Raw genomic sequence first — 17,993 nt, 5'->3', positions numbered from 1 at the left:
GGTCGGCTGGCTGTCGTGAACGTCGAATATCTTGCGGCGCAGATGGGCCAGGCAGGCAGCTTCTCGAATTGCGCCACCCTTGTAGTGGGCGACGCAGCGAAGGATTTGTCGACCGAAGAAGGTTTCAAGGTTGCAACCTATCCAACCCATGCTGCGTCCAAGCCTGTGGCACTGATCCCGCAATGCGCCGCCAATCGGCACTTGACGTTCACATTGGACGGTAAAGGACCAGCGCAGCTCCAACCGCCCGACCTTTCCGAATGGATCGGTCCTGAGGACTTGCACACAACCGGCGTCCGCCGGGTCAACTTGGATGGGCTCACGAGGGAAGGGAGACGGCATTATGGCGCTGCGGGGAAACCCTTCTTTTGTCCGGAAAGATCCTGACGGGCCGTGACGCCGCCCACCAGCGAATGGTCGACCTGATCGATGCCGGCAAGCCGCTCGCGGTCGATCTGCGGGGACGCGTGATCTACTACGTCGGACCCGTCCGCGCGGTGAGGGATGAGGTGGTCGGGCCGGCTGGCCCCACAACCTCCAGCCGCATGGACGGTTTTATTGAAAAGATACTCGCCGAGACGGGGCTATATGCCATGGTCGGCAAAGCGGAGAGGAGCCCGGCGGCCATCGAGTCGATTGTGAGACACAGAACGCCCTATCTCATCGCGGTGGGTGGCGCCGCCTACCTGATTTCAAAATCGATCAAGGCGGCGCGGCTGGTTGCTTTTGAAGACCTGGGTATGGAAGCCATCTATGAATTCGAGGTACAGGACATGCCGGTCATCATGGCTGTCGATGTTGAGGGAAACTCCATTCACAATTCCGGGCCTCTTGAGTGGCGTAAGCGGATGGCTGCCGACAGCATCGCGCGCAACACCGGCGTTTGAATATTCCCGTCAGGCGATCCCTCCTGCCTGCAGCCATCCACTTCGAAGAGCAGGCTGGGCGCTTCGTTTGGTCAACTGTACGAATGAGCCACGCCCACGCCTGCATCGCCTGCGAGGACAACGCTGAGTTGGCACGCCGCGCCATCGAGGCAATTGGCGCAGACCCAAAAGCAGCCTAAACGTAAAGCCATAATTCAGCCGGCAAGGCCATGAAGTCGAAACTCGACACAGTACGCGCTTGGGACATTCTGTCCGAGCTGCAAGCAGACGGTCGGATATCGAAAAGCGAGCTTGCGAAACGCGTTCATCTCTCGGCGTCGGCTTGCTCGCAGCGGCCCCGCATACTCGAAACTGGAGGGGCTATTGAAGGGTATTATATTTGGCTCAGTCCATCCCTCACCGGGGGCGTGATCTTCGTCATGGTGGAGGTCGTTCTGGATCGTCACCGTCTCGAGGACCAACGACATTTCGAGACCGCGATTCACGCCATCCCCGAAGTTTTGGACTGCTGGGCTATCGGCGGGCGGATCGATTACCTGATGCGCGTAGCAGCACCTTCTATGGCTGCGTATCAGGATTTCATGGAAGGCCTGCGGCAGGTAGGCCTCGGGATCGATCAATACTATAGCCTTATCGTGACCAAATCCGTGAAATCCAATTCGCCGATCCCGTTGTCGGCTTCAAGACAACGGTGAGTTCCAAGCCGGTGTTTTCCACGGAGATTGACGCAAGTTCCGTGCATTCGTCGGTCGAGGATGCGCATTCCCGTGGAAGCCGAGGTGTGTCCGTCGGTATAATCACACCTTGACGAGCGGCTGACCGAGTGTTTTCCGCAGAGCGATGAAGAGGAGAGGGGCGATGAGCCTAACCAATCTGGGAACAGCGCAAGTTCAAGAGAAGGATCGGAGCTTTGTCTTTCATCCGTCGACGCACTTGGCAAAGCACAGTCGCAGTGAGACGCCAAACCGAATAATGGCCGGTGCAGACGGTGTCTACATTTGGGATACGGAGGGCCGCAAAAGTCTCGACGGTTTCGGCGGGCTCTACTGCGTCAACATGGGATATGGATGCAAGGAGATCGCCGACGCCATTGCCAAGCAGGCGCATGAATTGCCGTTCGCTCATGTCTATGCCAGCCAAGGCACGGAGCCCGTTGCCCGTTTGGCGGAGGCCGTGGTCGAATACTTCGGGCAGAACATGCAAAGGGTCTATTTTGGCTTGTCCGGGTCCGATGCGAATGAAACCAACATCAAACTCGTCTGGTACTACAACAACATTCTGGGCCGCCCCGAAAAGAAGAAGATCATCTCGCGGCATCGCGGTTATCACGGTTCCGGGCTGGTCACCGGTAGCCTGACGGGCCTACCGTTTTTTCACAAGTTTTTCGACCTGCCTTTGAACCTGGTGCGCCATACAACGACGCCGCATTACTATCGCCAGGCGCATGAGGGCGAAACTGAGGAAGCATTCTCCAAGCGCTGTGCAGATGAACTTGAAGCCCTTATCCTCGCCGAAGGTCCGGAGACGGTTGCAGCCTTTATCGGGGAGCCTGTACTTGGGACCGGCGGCATTGTTCCTCCCCCAAAGGGATACTGGACCGCCATTCAAGCGGTGCTCGACAAGTACGATATGCTTCTAATCGCCGATGAAGTGGTCTGCGGCTTCGCGCGAACCGGTGAGAAATTCGGTTCCCACCTCTATGGCATGCGTCCGGATTTCGTTACCATCGCCAAGGGCGTCAGTTCCGCCTACCTCCCCATCTCCGGGTCAATTATCGGCGACCGCGTCTGGAAGGTCCTGGAAGAAGGAACGGAGAAGCACGGAGCTCTGGGCCATGGCTGGACATATTCCGGTCATACGCTTTGCGCGGCGGCCGCACTCGCCAACATCAAAGTCCTTAAGGAAAGAAACATCCTGGAACATGTCCAGGATGTCGGGCCCTATTGGCTTTCTCGCATGAAAGCCGAACTGGAGGGACATCCTATCGTCGGCGAAGTTCGCGGCGTCGGGATCCTGTCCGCCGTAGAGATGATGCGGGATCCCAAAGCGCGCGTACCTTTTGAGCCCGAGCTGCAGGTCGGAGCGCGTGCCGCCGCTGCTCTGCTTGAGAATGGGGTCATCGGACGGGCCATGCCGCATGCCGATATCCTCGGCTTTGCCCCGCCACTGATCATCACCAGGGACCAGGTGGACATCATCGTCGACGCCACGGCAAGATCAGTTGACACGACGTTCCGCGCTTTGAAGGCAGAAGGCGCAGTATAATTCTTGCGGGCGCCAACCAGCATTTTTGCCGCTGCTGCCGGTCCTCCCATTTGGCTGCGGGCGGCGAGCCCTGCCGGTGCACCTCCCCGCCGGCAGGGCGCGTTTCTGAGGCGTTGCAGGTTCACTGCATCTCGCCAGTAAAGGATATTGAGAAGAACAGTATGATCAATATTGAAACGCTTGATGTCGAGCACCTGCCACCTGCAAGCAACAGCGCGTTGTCTTAAGCACCAGTACCAGCGCGTCGATCCCGTTATCGTGCGTGCCCGCTTCGGCGGATGCCCATGCCGGCTTATGACGGTTCCTGGCGTCGGCGTCGTGACGGCGTTGACCTACCGCCACACGATCGATGATCCTTCGCGTGTCAATCGGCCCGCAATTGGGACCCTGGATCGGCTCGCAAAAGGGACCCCTTTTTTGAGGCACAAATGGTCAGCGCTCGCCGGGCGGAGCTGGTCAGGGTTGCGCAGCCCGGCGAGTGCGGATCGGCGTGATGGGGTGATCAGGCGCGGTTCTTGAAGCGCCAGGATTCGTTTCCGGTCTCGATGATCTCGCAGTGATGGGTGAGACGGTCGAGCAGCGCGGTGGTCATCTTGGGGTCGCCGAAGACGGCGGGCCATTCGCCGAATGCCAGGTTGGTGGTGACGATGATCGAGGTGCGCTCGTAGAGCCGGCTGATCAGATGGAAGAGCAACTGCCCACCGGCTTGTGCGAACGGGAGATAGCCGAGCTCGTCGAGCACGACGAAGTCGAGCCGGGTGAGGTAGTCGGCGATGCGGCCTTGCTTGCCACCGCGGTGCTCGGTCTCCAATCGATTGACCAGATCGACGACGTTGAAGAAGCGGCCACGTGAGCCGTTGCGGATCAAGGCCCGGGCAATGGCGATGGCCAGATGCGACTTGCCGGTTCCTGTGCCGCCGATGAGGACGGCGTTGCGCTGATCGGCGACGAAGGTGCCGTTGGCAAGGTCGCGGACCAGCACCTCGTTGACCGGCGTGCCGTCGAAGTCGAACTCCTCGATGTCCTTGGCGAGCGGCAGCTTGGCGACGGTAAGCTGGTATTTGATAGAGCGGGCCTGCTTCTCGGCGATCTCGGCCGAGAGCAGATCGCCGACGATCTTCGGCGGCTCGTGCTGGCGCTTGATGCCTGTCGCCATGATCTCGTCGTAGGCGCTGCGCATGCCATAGAGCTTCAGCGTCCCCATAAGATCCAGAACCTGGGTGCGTTCCATCAGCTTGCCCTCCTGAGGCTGTCGTAGCGGGCGCAGTCGGCCTGCGGCTCATGCTGCAGGCGGAGCGCGTCCGGGGTGAGGATGGTGACGGCCGGCGCCGGATCGCGCCGACGCGCCAGGATATTGATGATGACGGCTGACGAGCAGACGTTCTGGTCGAGTGCCTCTTGGCAGGCCACCTCGACGGCATCGAGACCGTCGCTGAGAACGGCGGCCAGGATCGCCACCATCTGCCGATCGCCGTCGCCCGCGGACTTCAATCTGCGCCGGACCCGCTCCATTGCCGATGGCAGAACCCAGCCCTGGAACGGCGCGCCATTGCGCAACGCTCCGGGCTTGCGGGCAAGCACGGGGACATAGTGCCAGGGGTCGTAGATCGTCTCGCCGCGCCCGAACGAGCGGACATGTTCGGCGACGAGGCTGCCGTCCTGACGGATGACGATGCGATCGGCATAGGCCTGGACCTCGACGGGGCGGCCGACGGCCGTCGAGAGCACCGAGTATTTGTTGTTGTCGAAGCGCACCGTGCAGGTCTTCGACACTGAGGCGGGGACCATGTGGAATCCATCGAAGGGCCCACGATACTCGACAAGCTTGCCGCGCTCTTCCTCGAACACGTTCCAGATCGTGCGCTCCGGCTGGTCAATATGACGGTGCGCCTTGGTGTAGGCGATGCATTTGTCGAGCAGCCAGGCGTTGAGGTCCTCATAGGATTTGAAGCGTAGCCGCGGCGTGAAGAAGCGCTCGCGCACCAGCCCGACCTGGTTCTCGACCTGACCCTTCTCCCAGCCAGACGCCGGCGTGCAGGCGACCGGCTGCACCAGATAATGGCTGCACATCTGCAGGAAGCGGCGATTGTATTGCCGGTCCTTGCCGACGAACACCGTCTCCACCGCCGTCTTCATGTTATGGGATGGACGCCTCCCTCTTCTGCGGCACAATTAGGTGGCCAACTTGAAGGAGGAAAGCATGACAATGGATTTGCTCGCGATCGATCTTGGAAAGCAGTCGTTTCACCTGCACGGGATCGATGCCGATGGTGTGCTCGTTTCGCGTAAGGTCAGCCGGGCGAAGCTCGTGGAGACCGTGAACGAGATAGCGCCAGAGAAGATCGCGATGGAGGCCTGCGCCAGCGCCCATCATTGGGGTCGCTGGTTCACGCGCGACGGTCGACGGGTTCGACTGATCAACCCGCGCTTTGTGAAGCCGTTCGTGCGCGGCTCGAAGAACGACGCGGTAGACGCGGAAGCGATTTACGAGGCAGCAACCCGCCCGACCATGCGCTTCGTGCCGGTGAAGTCGATCGAGCAGCAGGACTTGCAGTCGCTGCATCGCATCCGGGAGCGTCTAATCGTCCAGCGCACTTCGCTCATCAATCACGCCCGCGGCCTTTTGGCCGAGTATGGCATCGTATTGCCACAGGGACCATGGCGCTTTGCCGCCCAAGCACCGACGGCGATCGAGCAGGCTGAAATGTCTGACCTCGGGCGCGAGTTGTTCGCGGAACTTCTCGACCAGTTCCGCGACGTCAATGTACGCGTCGCCAAACTCGATGCGAAGATCGTCGAGATTTGCCGAGAAAGGGAAGATTGCCGCCGCCTGGCCGAACTCCCCGGCGTCGGTCCGATCATCGCGACCGCGCTCGTTGCTAGCGTCGATGATGCCAGTCACTTCCATTCGGGCCGCGAACTCGCTGCGTGGATCGGACTGGTGCCACGACAATACACGACCGGTGGTAAGCCCCGTCTCGGCGGCATTGGCCGGCGTGCCAACCATTATCTGCGCCGGCAGATGATCCATGGTGCCCGCGCCGTGATCAGCCGGCTTGCGAAGCGTGATGACAGTCGCTCGCTCTGGCTGAAAGGAATCGTCGAGCGCCGCGGCTTCAACAAGGCGCTCGTGGCGCTTGCCAAAAGACGGCGCGCACCGCATGGGCGCTGCTGACGCGAAAAGAGAGTTACGCCGCCGCCTGAGCGCCGGCCCACAGATCGCTGCCTTCGCGGCGATGAGAGCGAGGTAGACACTGATGGCACTACGGCACGGACCGCAGCTTCAAAGCCTGATTTACGACAGGGCCTACGAGGCCGCTCATGTTATGAGGACCGAGGCAGCGGATTCCCATCAAGGCCAGGAGCGTGATCGCTCCAGCGACAGGCCGGATAGATTCACGCATCCCATGCCGTGCGCTACCAGCACTTTACCTTGCCCGGGAGGCGTCCATAGATTGTCGTAGATGCCGCGCGTGCAGGCACCACCGAAGAAGGCAAAAGCGCGGTCGTGCGCGTCGAACACCATCTCCTGCGTCTCGCGCGGATAGGCCCTCACGAACATCATGCGGCTGTGGCAGAGCCGGACATGGGCGACCTTCACGGTCACAGTCACGCCATTGATCAGGACGATCTCGTGGCTCCAGTCGAACTGGTAGGCCTCGCCCGGCGGGAAGAACAACGGCACATAGGCTTCCGCCGTCGCTGATCCCTGCGCCTTCGCCCAGCTCTTGGCGTATCGGCGAACCGCATCGTAGCTGCCGTCGTATCCGAGACCGCGAAGCTCCTCAAAGATCCGGATCAGCGTTAGCCGCTCGCGCCCAACCTTGCTGTGATTGCCGTTCAAAAATCCATCGAGCTGACCCTGCCAGGGACCGATCTTCGGCATCGGCTGCCGCTCGCGCTCGTAGCGGAACTCAGTCGCATCAGATCGCAGAACCTTGCGGACGACCTTCCGGGAGATACGCAATTCGCGGCAAATCTCCTTGATCGATTCCCATGAACCAGCGACAGCCGGCGTATCTTTGCAATCGTCTCCACAACCAACATCCAAAACAAATGCCTCCGATGAACCCGGAGGCAGTGTGACAACCCTGCGTTACAGGGGTCCTTTTTGGACGCCGATCACCCCTGAAACGGGGTCCTTATTCCACGCCGAAACACATTCGCGCTTTTCCTCGGCCAGTGACGTCGGCGCCTACCTTGGTCTGACACCGCGGCGAAAACAATCTGGGGAAACAGATGTCAACGGCCGTGTCTCACGCTGGGGAGATCGGCTGTTGCGGACCTATTTATACGAAGCGGCCAGCGTCCTCATGCACCGGACAAAGAAATGGTCGACGCTGAAGGCGTGGGGCGTTCGCCTGTCGAAGCGGATCGGCATGAAAAAGGCGAAAGTGGCGGTTGCTCGCAAGATCGCGGTTCTGCTCCACTGCCTCTGGGTTGACGGCACCAGCTTTGAGTGGGGCGGCGAAAAGATGGCGTGACAGATCCGCGCTTGATCCCAATCGCGGGTCCGCTTCTGAAACCCGTGATGTCCCCGCCGGGACGGTGGTTGTGGTGACCTCGTTGAATCGGCTGACGTCGACTTCGAACTTCGTTGCACACGTTGAGGCGCCCAACCCGAACATCATCATGAGGCATTCGACCTCGGAAAGGACCATGACCCCGGCGATGACAGAGCGAAACTCGGATTGACAATCACCCGCAATTAAAGGGCCGATTCACATTCGGGAAAGGTGCCTTGGCGCACCGCTTACTGGGCAAACAGATGGATGCGACCCAAAAATTCGCAACAATGGTGACCGACGATCTTATCGACGGATATGGGCACATGAATATGGTGCACTATCTGGGAGCGTTCAGTAGAGCTGCGGATGTACGGCTGGACGCTGCGATACGTCTAAGTCCGGATGGCTCGATGATCTCTGGCCTCGTCACCGCCGAAGCGCGGGTCGCTTACAAGAAAGAAGCGATGCGCGACGACGATTTGCTCCTCACTACTTGGATAGCCGACCTTGACGAAAAGCGAGTCCATGTCGCGCAAGCGATGGTGCGTGGCGACGGAACGTTACTCTCGACAGCTGAACAGCTTTTCCTGAATTGCAACCTGCTATCGCGCCGCGTAGAACCATTCTTGCCGGATGTGATGGCCGAGCTTGAACGCCATGCCGAGGCGGACAGTGGAACATTCGATCCGGGCATTGTCAGTCGCCGAATGGGCATACCCAGAATAGTATGAACTTACCTGATGTTCGTCAGTCTGTGTCGGCGGCACTTTCATGCGTGTTCGTGAGGAACGATCAAATCTGAGACGGCTTCGACATGACGATTTCAGAGGTTACGCTTAAATCCAGCGATCACGACCACGCGGCGGGTTCGAGGTGTCCACCGGTTCCGTTGGCAGACGTGATGATGTCCTTCGGCGGAGGACACTCAGCCAGCCGCCTCTTTAGCAATTAGTATACAGCCAGGGAAACATCTCTCGAGTTTTGCGGGAATCCCGTGGAAACCAAGGCTTCGGTGATTTACCGTTGCCTTAGAGCTGACAAGGGGATTGGTGAATTGGATTTCACTGGTTTCGTCACGACAAGGCTGTAGTATTGATCAATGCCCAAGCCTGCCTGTAGCAGTCCTTCCATAAAATCCTGATACGCAGCCATGGAAGGAGATGAAACGCGCATCATATAATCGATCCGCCCCCCGATAGCCCAGCAGTCCAAGATTTCCGGAATCTCTTGGATCTCAGTCTCGAAGTGTCGTTGATCCTCGAGACGATGGCGATCCAGAACCACCTCCACCATTATAGAGATGATGCCCCCGATGAGGGCTGGACTGAGTCGCGCGTAGAACCCCTCAATGATCCCTGCGGCTTGGAGCACACGGAGCCGCTCCGAACAGGCCGACGCCGAAAGGTGAACACGCTTTGCGAGCTCGCTTTTCGAAATCCGACCATCTGACTGGATCTCTGAAAGAATCCGAAGGTCCCAAGCGTCTAATCGCACTGGATCGGATTTCGACTTCATGACCTTTTGCTCTCAAGCGGTGGTCGACAGCGCAATTAGTGCCAACCAATTCTATCATTAATTGAAGCGAGCGAATGTAGTGGACATCATCCGTCCTCGGCCTGCCACGCTTCAGTGCGAGGGTGTCGAAAGTCAGGTGACTGAGGCGATCCAAGCAGAGGGATGTAGAACAGTTGGGCTATTGCACCTCCCCTAACCGGGCGTTGACGCATTTGGAGAGGGGTGACCGCCTGTCGGCGGCGACCTCGTCGTAAATAGACAGCGCATTTCTTGGTATCTCCGGTGCGAGACCTGATTGGCACCCTCGACAGCACCCGAGCATCGATCGTATGGACGGCAGGTCGATGCAATGTTTACATCCTAGCATTTGGCATCGAGAGCGACTTGAAGGCTTTTCTTTATGGCTCGCCGAGGAGCTGGACCACAAAATGCCGTCTTGGGTTACCGATGCGGCCCAAAATATTCGGTACGGGAGTCTGGCCGGATCGCGCAGCCGGGAAGGTTCAAACGCCGATGCTGCGGGCGATGCTGTCGGCAGCCATGCGCTTGCGCCACTCAATCGGACCAGAATTGTGAATTGAGTTTCCCTCAACATCGACAGCCATAATCACCGGCATGTCCTGCACCTCGAATTCATACATGGCTTCCATCCCCAGGTCTTCAAAAGCAACCAGCCGCGCCGCCTTGATCGATTTTGAAATCAGGTAGGCGGCGCCACCCACCGCGATGAGATAGGGCGTTCTGTGTCTCACAATCGACTCGATGGCCGCCGGGCTCCTCTCCGCTTTGCCGACCATGGCATATAGCCCCGTCTCGGCGAGTATCTTTTCAATAAAACCGTCCATGCGGCTGGAGGTTGTGGGGCCAGCCGGCCCGACCACCTCATCCCTCACCGCGCGGACGGGTCCGACGTAGTAGATCACGCGTCCCCGCAGATCGACCGGGAGCGGCTTGCCGGCATCGATCAGGTCGACCATTCGCTGGTGGGCGGCGTCACGGCCCGTCAGCATCTTTCCGGATAATAGAAGGGTTTCCCCGCAGCGCCACGATGCCATCTCTTCCTTCGTGAGCCCATCGAGATTGACCCGACGGACGCCGGTTGTGTGCAAATCGTCATGACCGATCTGGGGCCATTCGGAAATGTCGGGCGGTTCAAGCGTGACGCGTCCCGAGCCGTCCAAGGTAAACTTCAGGTGCCGGTTGGCGGCGCATTGCGGAATGAGCGCCACAGGCTTGGACGCCACATGGGTAGGATAAGTTGCAACCTTGACGTCAACCACTGTTGTCAGACCGCCAAGGCCCTGAGCGCCGATGCCCAGCGCGTTGATCCGTTCATAAAGCTCAATCCGCAGTTCTTCCTCCGCGTTTGAAGATCCCCTGGAAAGGAGTTCGGACATGTCGATAGGCTCGTTCATGGCCTCCTTCGCGAGCAGCATCGCCTTTTCGGCGCTACCACCGATGCCGACCGAGATCAGGCCGGGCGGGCACCATCCGCTGCCAAGGGTCGAAACGGTGTCGACTACCCAGTCAGCAACGGACGCGCTGGGATTAAGGGTGGTGAAACGCGCCTTGTTTTCCGACCCGCCGCCCTTTGCGGCGATGGTGATCTCAATCTGGTTGCCTTGCACAAGGTCGACGTGGACGACTGCTGGCGTGTTGTCGCGGGTGTTCAATCGTCCGGCAAGCGGATCCGAGACGATCGACGGTCGAAGGGGATTGTCGGGGTCGAGATATGCCTGACGGACGCCCTCATTTACGAGGTCTGCGAAACTCCCCGCAGACTTGATACGAACTCCCATCCCGACCTTGGCGAAAACCACCACGAGACCGGTGTCCTGGCAGATCGGCCGCCGGCCAAATGCCGCCATGCGGGAGTTCAGCAGTATCTGCCCTATGGCGTTCTTCGCCGACGGGCTCAGTTCGCGCGCGTATGCCTGCGAAAGGTAACGGATATAGTCTGGAGGATGGTAATACGAGATGTACTGAAGGGCGTCGGCGACGCTCTTTGTAATATCCTTGCCGGCAATGGTCCGTGTTTTTTTATTCACCGAATCTCATCCGAATGACCCAAGCCCGTTGACCAGTTTCAGGCTTTGGAAGCTCCGCAATCCCTGCTCGCCCCCCTCATATCCATAGCCGCTTTGTTTGACGCCACCATATGGTGCATCTGCGGAAACCCCTTTCAGGTAATTTACACTGATTGCGCCTGCCGAAAGACCGCCGATCAGCGCCCGTTTCGCATCGGTGGCGCCGGTGAAGAAGTAGGCAGCCAAGCCATACTCAGTGGCGTTGGCCTCTTCGATCGCATCCTCGATCGTGTCGAACGGCGCCACGGTGAGGATCGGCCCGAACGGCTCGTCATGAAGCACTTTCGCATCCTTTGGCACCCCTGTCAGGATGGTTGGCGGCCAGTAAAAGCCCGGCTTGTCGAGGCGGGTGCCGCCGGTTTCGATGCGGGCGCCGCGATCGACGGCATCTTGGATCAGACGCTGCATGGCCTCGATTCGCCGCGCGTTTGCCATTGGCCCCATGTTCGTCGCCGGGTCGTCCGGTGGGCCGATCCTGATCTTGCGGGCGGCTTCCGTCATCCGGGACAGAAATTCCTCGTAGAGGTTCCGCGCGACGAGGATCCTGCTGGGTGCATTGCAGCTTTGACCCGCGCACTCGAACTTGTATTCCGTGATTGCCGGTATAGCTTTTGCCAGGTCCGCATCCTCGCACACAACGACCGGGGAGTGCCCACCGAGTTCAAGGATGCACCGCTGCAAGTTATTCGCGGCGAGCTTGGCGAGCTGTTTTCCAACCTCTGTAGAGCCCGTGAAAGTTAGGACCTTGACGATCGGCGAGCTGAGGAGATGCCGGGATATTTGTACCGGAACGCCAAAGACGAGATTGACCACGCCGTCCGGGATCCCCGCTTGTCGCAACGCTTCGACGAAATGGACAGCCGCGCTTGGTGTCTCTTCAGCCCCTTTGAGGATCACCGGGCAGCCTGCCGCCAAAGCAGGGGCGAGCTTGCGGGCGATGAGAACGGCGGGATAGTTCCAAGGCGTAAAGGCAGCAACAACGCCAAGGGGCTCCGGGATGATCATCCGGTTCGGGCCCATCGGGATCGGGGCCGACAGCTCTTCAGCGTGGGTGCCATTCCACTCCAGAGTTTCGACAGCGCGCGCGTACTCGCCTGTCGCTTCGGCAATCGTCTTTCCCTGTTCGGCCGACAAATCCTTCGCTGCGTCTCCCACCTTCGTCGCAAGGATCCTGGCGGCCGCCACAAGGATCTCGCCGCGCTCTTTTGAAGGCCGTGAGGACCAAGCCCGGCGGCTTCGCTCTGCAGAAGCGAGGGCCTCATCCAGATCCGACACCGAAGCCGCGGCCACCGAGCCAAATACCTTCTCCGTCGCCGGATTGATCACCGGCAGAGTATTTCCGTCACTACCGGCTCGCCACCTGCCATCGATGAAAAGCTGATAGCTCGTGGCGTTGGACATCGCATGCTCCGCTTGACTGTATTCCTGCCAGTGCGAGACCAGCCGATATCCGGACCATGGGCTCGCTTCTCTGCAGTTTCATCGCGATAGTCACGCCCGGTCAAATATGGAATATCGACCAAAACCATCTCGAATACAGATTGATACGGCTCAGGCAGTCTCGGAGGAGCACGTGGAACTTGGTTTGAAGGATGGCCTAAACCCGGTCCGGAGCCGTGGCCGACCAGTGCCTGCTCTCGATCAATGTCCTGACGACCTTGGGGATCAGCTTGCGGACCGCAGAGACGGCTGGAGAGCGGTCGTCTTTCGGGTTGACGGCAAGGACAACGGAACGGGTGATCACTGGATCAATGATCTTAACCGTTCGGACTTGACCTTGAGACGTCTCTTTCTGAATGGCTGACGGGGTAAGAATAGAATAGGCCTTTCCTTCCATGACCATATTGATGATCGTAGAAAGGGAGTCGACTTCGAATCTGACGTCCAGCACACAACCGTGTTGCGCAACGACATCAGCCACCGAACGCCTGACATTGTTGTTGCGCATTGGAACCGCCAGCGGGAACGCATGCAAGTCGGCGAGCGGTATCGATTCTTCGAGAGGCGGTTCACCCGGCGGCACCACCAAACAAAATTCTTCGCGGGCCAGCACCGTCATTTGCCCCACACTCTCGGCAGTGCGGTAAAGGACAGCCAGATTGAAGCGGCCAGCAGCCATCCACTCCTCCAGCGGTCCCGTCATGCCCTCGATCATCTTAAGCGAAATCCTCGGCAATTCGCTTCTTGCCGATTCAAGCAGGGGACCGCTAAGGACGCGAGCGGCTCCGGACGGGATGCCTATTGTCACCTCTCCGGAAGGAGCAGCCACCGAATTGGTCAGTTCGGCCTCAGTGAGCTGAATTTCCTTCAGAATGATCCGCGCCCGCTCAAGCAGCTTGTCCCCGGAAGCCGTGACGCTGACACCGGTCCTATCGCGAACCAGAAGCTGGGTACCGAATCCTTCCTCCATTTGACGCACATGCAGGCTTAGCGCGCTTTGAGCAACGTTGAGGCTCGCAGCTGCCTTCGTGAAACTGCCGGCTTCGACGACGCCGACAAAGTATCTTAACTGCCTGATGTCCACGATGAACAAATCCAACCGGGGCATGATCCCCAGTGCTTCATATCTATCTCGAAACGAGATGGCAGGCAAGTCACAAAACTATTGCACCAGTTCGAAAACAGCCTGTCCGGCCGCTGACTAATGGCTCAGTTATTGCTGGCGAGAGCCAGGATCTCGTGGGCGCGCCGCACCACTGGCGGATCAACCATCTTACCATTAAACGAGAATGCGGACAGTCCCCGCGTGGCGGCATCGTTTTCGGCAGCGACCACACTGCGGGCCCACTCGAGTTCCTGTGCGCTTGGCAAGAAAGCCTCATTGAATATGGCCACCTGTGTCGGATGGATCGCCAAAGCTCCGGCAAAGCCAAGCCGCCGCGCATGCACCGCAGCTTCACGAAGTTTATCACTGTCCGAGAACTCGCCGATGCTCCCTACGAAGCCCAGCGGGAGCAATCCGGCCGCACGGGCAGCGAACAGCACGGCAAGGTTCGGGGCTAAGAGCAGATCAAATTCCGGCGCGCCGCCAACAGCGGCACTGAAGTCTTCAGGACCAAGCGCCATTGCGACCATCCTGGGATGCGCCGACGCAATGGCCACGAGCCTTTGCAAGGCGCCCGGGGTCTCGATCTGTGCAAGGAACCGGATGCGTCCCTGCGCAAGATTTCTTTCTCGTTCAAGTTCCGATACCGCATTCGCGATCTCTGATACCCACTCTGCCGAGTCCGTCTTGGGCAGAACCAGTGCGTCAACACCTTCAATTACGGCTGCATCGAGATCGGCCGCCAAGGCGCGCAAACCTCGATTCACGCGGACCAAAACAGATGCGCCGTTGCGGCCCACCTTTGCCACGGACGCTGGAAGCTGCCGCCGTGCCTCGCCCTTCTGATCCTGGGGAACGGAGTCTTCGAGGTCGAGTATAACGCCATCTGCCCCGCGCTCATGAGCCGCCTCCACAAAGCGCGGAACATGAGTGGGAACGAAGAGCAGGGATCTCCAGCGGGGCACAGACATCGCGCTTTCAACGGCCGGAATGGTGTCCTTGATCATGGAGTCGCCTCTGCGGTCGATTTTAGCGAGGGTGGTGGCAGTGAGCTCGCTGGGCGGCCGATGCGCTGAGATGACCCGAGGTATGCACGCTCTCTGTAAGTCGCGAGCGCACTCACCTTACCGAGACGCGCGCTCACGCTGACGCGGCTTTTGTGCGCAAGCCAGCTAGAACCTCCTCGCGGACAGCCTCGGTATGGGCGCCGAGAGCCGGAACTGGGCGCAGCGAGGGGCCCTCAGAGTTGAAGATCGCGGCCGGCGCTATCGTCTCGACGGTTCCTTCGGGTGTGCCAACTTGCACCCTGCGAATGTGTGGATGCCTTGAAACATCCGCCACTTCGTTCAGTCGGCCATATGCCAAGCCTGCGGCCTCAAGCTCCTGCATTGCTTCGTGGCAGGATAGTTCTGAAAACCGCCGTTCAATGATCTCATCAAGTTGCGCACGATGACCTAGGCGCTCCATGTTATCGGCAAAACCAGGTGCGCGTGTGAGCGCCGGCTGCTTTAGGAATTTCTCGCAGAAATTCACCCATTCTCGGTCATTCTGAACCGAAAAAATGACCTCTTTGCCATCGGCACAACGATAGGCGCCATACGGCGCCAGCGACGGGTGTTTCACGCCCGCGCGTACCGTGTGATAGCTGCTATAGTCGTTTTGCAGAACCGGCACGTTCATCCAGTCGGCGACGGCATCGAACAGTGACACCTGGATGCTTGTCCCTTCGCCGGTGACCTCGCGGTGATACAGCGCTTGAAGAATGGCGCTATGCGCTGTCATGCCCGCCGAGATGTCGCAAACCGAAACCCCTACACGCGCGGGTCCTTGTTGGTTGCCAGTGATCGCGCATAGACCTGTTTCGGCCTGGACGATGAGATCATAAGCCTTCAAATGGGAATACGGCCCTTTCTCCCCGAAACCCGAGATGTCGCAGGTGATCAGCCGCGGAAATCGGCGACGCAGATCGGCAGACGCGAAACCCAGTTTTTCGATGCTGCCCGGCTTCAGGTTCTGGATAAAGACGTCAGTATTGGCAATTAGCGTGTCCAGGACGGTGCGGTCCGCCTCCAACCTCAGGTCAAGACAAACTGACTCCTTACCCCGGTTGAGCCAGACGAAGTAAGCGCTCTGTCCCCGCACCAACTTGTCGTAGTTGCGGGCAAAGTCCCCTTCTGGCCTTTCCACCTTGATGACACGTGCGCCGGCGTCAGCAAGACGAGACGATGCATAAGGCGCGGCCACGGCCTGCTCCACGGCTACGACAGTGATCCCCTCAAGAGAGTTCTGCATGCGACACCGTACTTTTCATCCAACATTTTCGGTATGAGCTCGACGATGGTTCAGCATCGCCAGCAATCGGTTCTGTTCGTTCCCGACGATGGAAAATGCCTCGTCGACACCCATTCCGGGCTTTGCAAGCATCATGTCGGCCTGGGTTGCAACGGATACGTGGACAGAAGCTTGGGCGGAGAGATCTGTCTCGGTACAGCTTCCTCCGACATACGCTCCGACCTTGTTTTCCTTGCAAAGGAGAACCGCACGCGCCGTGTCGGCAATTGAGCCGACATCGGGCGTCTTGATTTGAACGAGATGCGTGGCCTTGGCTTCGGCAAAGAGCCGAATATCCTCAAGCGTATTGCATCTCTCATCCACGACAATGCGAGCGCTGGAACCCCGGTTGTCTAAAATCGATACGATCTTGGCGTAGTTCTCAATTTGAGCTTGCGTCGAACCAAAATCCGCCGGGGATTCGATGTTGAGCGTGAAATCCGGGACGGTATCTGCAACCTTGCAGATAAAGTCGGCGATGCGTTGCGGCTCCAGGCCGATTTCCTGGCCGATCCAGCCATACACATCGAAATGAAGCACCGGATGATACCCCGGGCGGCCGATTTGGCGCGTACGCGTTGCAACCCACTTCACGAACTCCATGAACGTTTGGCCGTCGACGCCGAATTTCTGCCCTGCGTTGACCAGGCCGTGGGGAAGCACATCCACAGCCTTCAAAATCATTTTGTCCACATTGACTTCGCGGGCATCGCCGCTCTGGCAGTAAATTGGAACCCTGCGCGTGGGCAGCGGCAGGCCAAATTCACTGCATATTATCTCCGCCATCGTCTTGCGGTGAAGATGGGCCGCCGCGCGAAGGAGAGCCTGGCTGACGCCATACTCAACAGCCAAAGGTAGCCGCTTATGCTCTAAAGGCTCGAAGACCTTCGCGCAGGCACCAAGGTAGTGAAACGCGTCAACATCAAGAAGCCGTGTCACGATCTGCGACGTCAGATCCGAGATTCGATCGGCGTCGAACAAAGGATCGCGTCCGCCAGCACCAGAGTACTGGACGCTCATCATATCGCCCCAGACAGCCGTATCGTCGGTAAGAACCAGCCCGACGCTAAGCGAAGATGCTGGAACGCGAATAGCTTTGAAGCCGGGCGTGACGGGTTCGCCCACATAGATGAAACCGTCCTGCGGGACGCCGGCCCTGACCGCAACTTGGTCGTCATAGAAAAATGCACCATTGCCAGGCGCAAGGAGGACGTCTTTGATCTGCACTTGCTTGTCTCGATTTCTGCCGGACTATGTTGACGGGCGGATGCAGTACGAACTGCTGCTCGCCAAGTATGCGCGATATGGCCTTCAGGTCGCCAGTATAATCTCCCGGATGGTGCCATCGCGTTTCCAGATGGCGGCGGCTGGGATGTGCTCGGGGACGAGATGGGCATGCTCCCTGAGGCGATCTTGATGACGACGGCATGCCGGAGCAGCCGGGCCGCACATCCGTCTGCGACTGGATTTCGACAGCCACACTTTGGCACATTGCGATGCCGGGAGCGGAGGCGGCCACCACATCAGGTCAGCGGTTGTAGAGGTCTTCCTCGGCCCGTAGACGGGTTGCACATGGACCCCGGGCCACGACTGCGGTCAGCAACGGGCAGCCTGCCCCGTGTATCGGTCGGCAGCAATGGCTCAAGCCGCGCAAATTGTTGCTCGCTAAAGCCAGAAATAGTCCCGATTCACGACCGCCTTTCGGAAGCCGTGAACCAATCTCTCCCCCTGAGCAAACCCTTTGCCAGCCCATCGTATTGGACGCCGATCGCAATCCTGAAAGAAGTCAGCAATTAACCAGCAGGTCACGTGACATGCTGCTTAGCGACTTCGCGCCTTTCTCGGTCACTCGGAC

At 59.0% G+C, this 17,993-nt stretch carries 11 protein-coding genes and 5 pseudogenes; 6 read left to right on the top strand and 10 right to left on the bottom strand.

Annotation, left to right across the window (positions count from 1 at the left end; translation table 11 throughout):
- Nucleotides 1–120 precede the first annotated feature (120 nt).
- The 3 genes and pseudogenes from NKH52_RS33635 to NKH52_RS33625 all read left to right on the top strand — a co-directional run.
- Nucleotides 121–887 (top strand): annotated as a pseudogene (locus tag NKH52_RS33635) (fumarate hydratase C-terminal domain-containing protein); the annotation flags it as partial.
- A 209-nt stretch (nucleotides 888–1,096) separates the two neighbouring features.
- Nucleotides 1,097–1,582 carry an Lrp/AsnC family transcriptional regulator gene (locus NKH52_RS33630; RefSeq protein ID WP_352657880.1) on the top strand — a complete coding sequence of 162 codons (486 nt, stop codon included), beginning with the start codon at nucleotides 1,097–1,099 and terminating at the stop codon, nucleotides 1,580–1,582.
- A gap of 163 nt (nucleotides 1,583–1,745) precedes the next feature.
- A complete protein-coding gene (locus NKH52_RS33625) occupies nucleotides 1,746–3,152 on the top strand; it encodes an aminotransferase (protein ID WP_352657877.1) in 1,407 nt (468 codons plus the stop codon).
- A gap of 502 nt (nucleotides 3,153–3,654) precedes the next feature.
- On the opposite strand, the gene istB is transcribed toward NKH52_RS33625, so the two are convergent.
- Both istB and NKH52_RS33615 read right to left on the bottom strand, forming a co-directional pair.
- Nucleotides 3,655–4,383 (bottom strand): IS21-like element helper ATPase IstB, encoded by a 729-nt coding sequence (gene istB / locus NKH52_RS33620; RefSeq protein WP_352657874.1) that lies wholly within the window; start codon nucleotides 4,381–4,383, stop codon nucleotides 3,655–3,657.
- Nucleotides 4,384–4,388: 5 nt separating this feature from the next.
- Nucleotides 4,389–5,291: pseudogene (locus NKH52_RS33615) on the bottom strand (Mu transposase domain-containing protein); the annotation flags it as partial.
- Between the two features lie 67 nt (nucleotides 5,292–5,358).
- On the opposite strand from NKH52_RS33615, the pseudogene NKH52_RS33610 reads away from it, so the two are divergent.
- Nucleotides 5,359–6,356 (top strand): annotated as a pseudogene (locus NKH52_RS33610) (IS110 family RNA-guided transposase).
- Nucleotides 6,357–6,597: 241 nt separating this feature from the next.
- Here NKH52_RS33610 and istA read toward each other — a convergent pair.
- Nucleotides 6,598–7,199: pseudogene (istA, locus tag NKH52_RS33605) on the bottom strand (IS21 family transposase); the annotation flags it as partial.
- 116 nt (nucleotides 7,200–7,315) lie between these two features.
- Here istA and NKH52_RS33600 point away from each other — a divergent pair.
- Nucleotides 7,316–7,636, top strand: a pseudogene (locus tag NKH52_RS33600) (transposase); the annotation flags it as partial.
- 257 nt (nucleotides 7,637–7,893) lie between these two features.
- Complete coding sequence (locus NKH52_RS33595) at nucleotides 7,894–8,391, top strand: acyl-CoA thioesterase (protein ID WP_352657871.1); 498 nt, start codon at nucleotides 7,894–7,896, stop codon at nucleotides 8,389–8,391.
- A gap of 286 nt (nucleotides 8,392–8,677) precedes the next feature.
- Here the strand turns inward: NKH52_RS33595 and NKH52_RS33590 are convergent, their stop codons facing one another.
- The 7 genes from NKH52_RS33590 to NKH52_RS33560 form a co-directional block, all read right to left on the bottom strand.
- Nucleotides 8,678–9,175: an Lrp/AsnC family transcriptional regulator gene (locus NKH52_RS33590; protein WP_352657868.1), complete on the bottom strand. Its 498-nt coding sequence runs from the start codon at nucleotides 9,173–9,175 to the stop codon at nucleotides 8,678–8,680.
- A gap of 503 nt (nucleotides 9,176–9,678) precedes the next feature.
- Complete coding sequence (locus tag NKH52_RS33585) at nucleotides 9,679–11,223, bottom strand: fumarate hydratase (protein WP_352657866.1); 1,545 nt, start codon at nucleotides 11,221–11,223, stop codon at nucleotides 9,679–9,681.
- A gap of 6 nt (nucleotides 11,224–11,229) precedes the next feature.
- On the bottom strand, nucleotides 11,230–12,663 hold the full coding sequence (locus NKH52_RS33580; protein WP_352657864.1) for an NAD-dependent succinate-semialdehyde dehydrogenase: 1,434 nt from the start codon (nucleotides 12,661–12,663) through the stop codon (nucleotides 11,230–11,232).
- 196 nt (nucleotides 12,664–12,859) lie between these two features.
- Nucleotides 12,860–13,786 (bottom strand): LysR family transcriptional regulator, encoded by a 927-nt coding sequence (locus NKH52_RS33575; protein WP_352657883.1) that lies wholly within the window; start codon nucleotides 13,784–13,786, stop codon nucleotides 12,860–12,862.
- A 125-nt stretch (nucleotides 13,787–13,911) separates the two neighbouring features.
- Nucleotides 13,912–14,814 carry an HpcH/HpaI aldolase/citrate lyase family protein gene (locus NKH52_RS33570; RefSeq protein ID WP_352657861.1) on the bottom strand — a complete coding sequence of 301 codons (903 nt, stop codon included), beginning with the start codon at nucleotides 14,812–14,814 and terminating at the stop codon, nucleotides 13,912–13,914.
- 133 nt (nucleotides 14,815–14,947) lie between these two features.
- The gene (locus NKH52_RS33565) at nucleotides 14,948–16,099 is read right to left on the bottom strand and encodes a CaiB/BaiF CoA transferase family protein (protein WP_352657858.1); all 1,152 of its coding nucleotides are present in this window, start codon (nucleotides 16,097–16,099) and stop codon (nucleotides 14,948–14,950) included.
- A 15-nt stretch (nucleotides 16,100–16,114) separates the two neighbouring features.
- Nucleotides 16,115–17,365 carry a methylaspartate ammonia-lyase gene (locus NKH52_RS33560; protein WP_352657855.1) on the bottom strand — a complete coding sequence of 417 codons (1,251 nt, stop codon included), beginning with the start codon at nucleotides 17,363–17,365 and terminating at the stop codon, nucleotides 16,115–16,117.
- Between the last annotated feature and the right edge of the window lie 628 nt (nucleotides 17,366–17,993).

Origin of the sequence: Mesorhizobium sp. M1066, assembly GCF_040318635.1 — a bacterium.
In the GTDB taxonomy this organism is placed as follows: domain Bacteria; phylum Pseudomonadota; class Alphaproteobacteria; order Rhizobiales; family Rhizobiaceae; genus Mesorhizobium.
Note: the sequence above shows the minus strand (reverse complement) of the source record. Positions and strands in the feature narration are given on the sequence as shown.

Bases quoted from the DNA above. Each gene is read 5' to 3' on its own strand.
- NKH52_RS33630 (WP_352657880.1), top strand. From the start codon at position 1,097: ATGAAGTCGAAACTCGACACAGTACGCGCTTGGGACATTCTGTCCGAG.
- NKH52_RS33625 (WP_352657877.1), top strand. From the start codon at position 1,746: ATGAGCCTAACCAATCTGGGAACAGCGCAAGTTCAAGAGAAGGATCGG.
- istB (WP_352657874.1), bottom strand. From the start codon at position 4,383: ATGGAACGCACCCAGGTTCTGGATCTTATGGGGACGCTGAAGCTCTAT.
- NKH52_RS33590 (WP_352657868.1), bottom strand. From the start codon at position 9,175: ATGAAGTCGAAATCCGATCCAGTGCGATTAGACGCTTGGGACCTTCGG.
- NKH52_RS33580 (WP_352657864.1), bottom strand. From the start codon at position 12,663: ATGTCCAACGCCACGAGCTATCAGCTTTTCATCGATGGCAGGTGGCGA.
- NKH52_RS33570 (WP_352657861.1), bottom strand. From the start codon at position 14,814: ATGATCAAGGACACCATTCCGGCCGTTGAAAGCGCGATGTCTGTGCCC.
- NKH52_RS33565 (WP_352657858.1), bottom strand. From the start codon at position 16,099: ATGCAGAACTCTCTTGAGGGGATCACTGTCGTAGCCGTGGAGCAGGCC.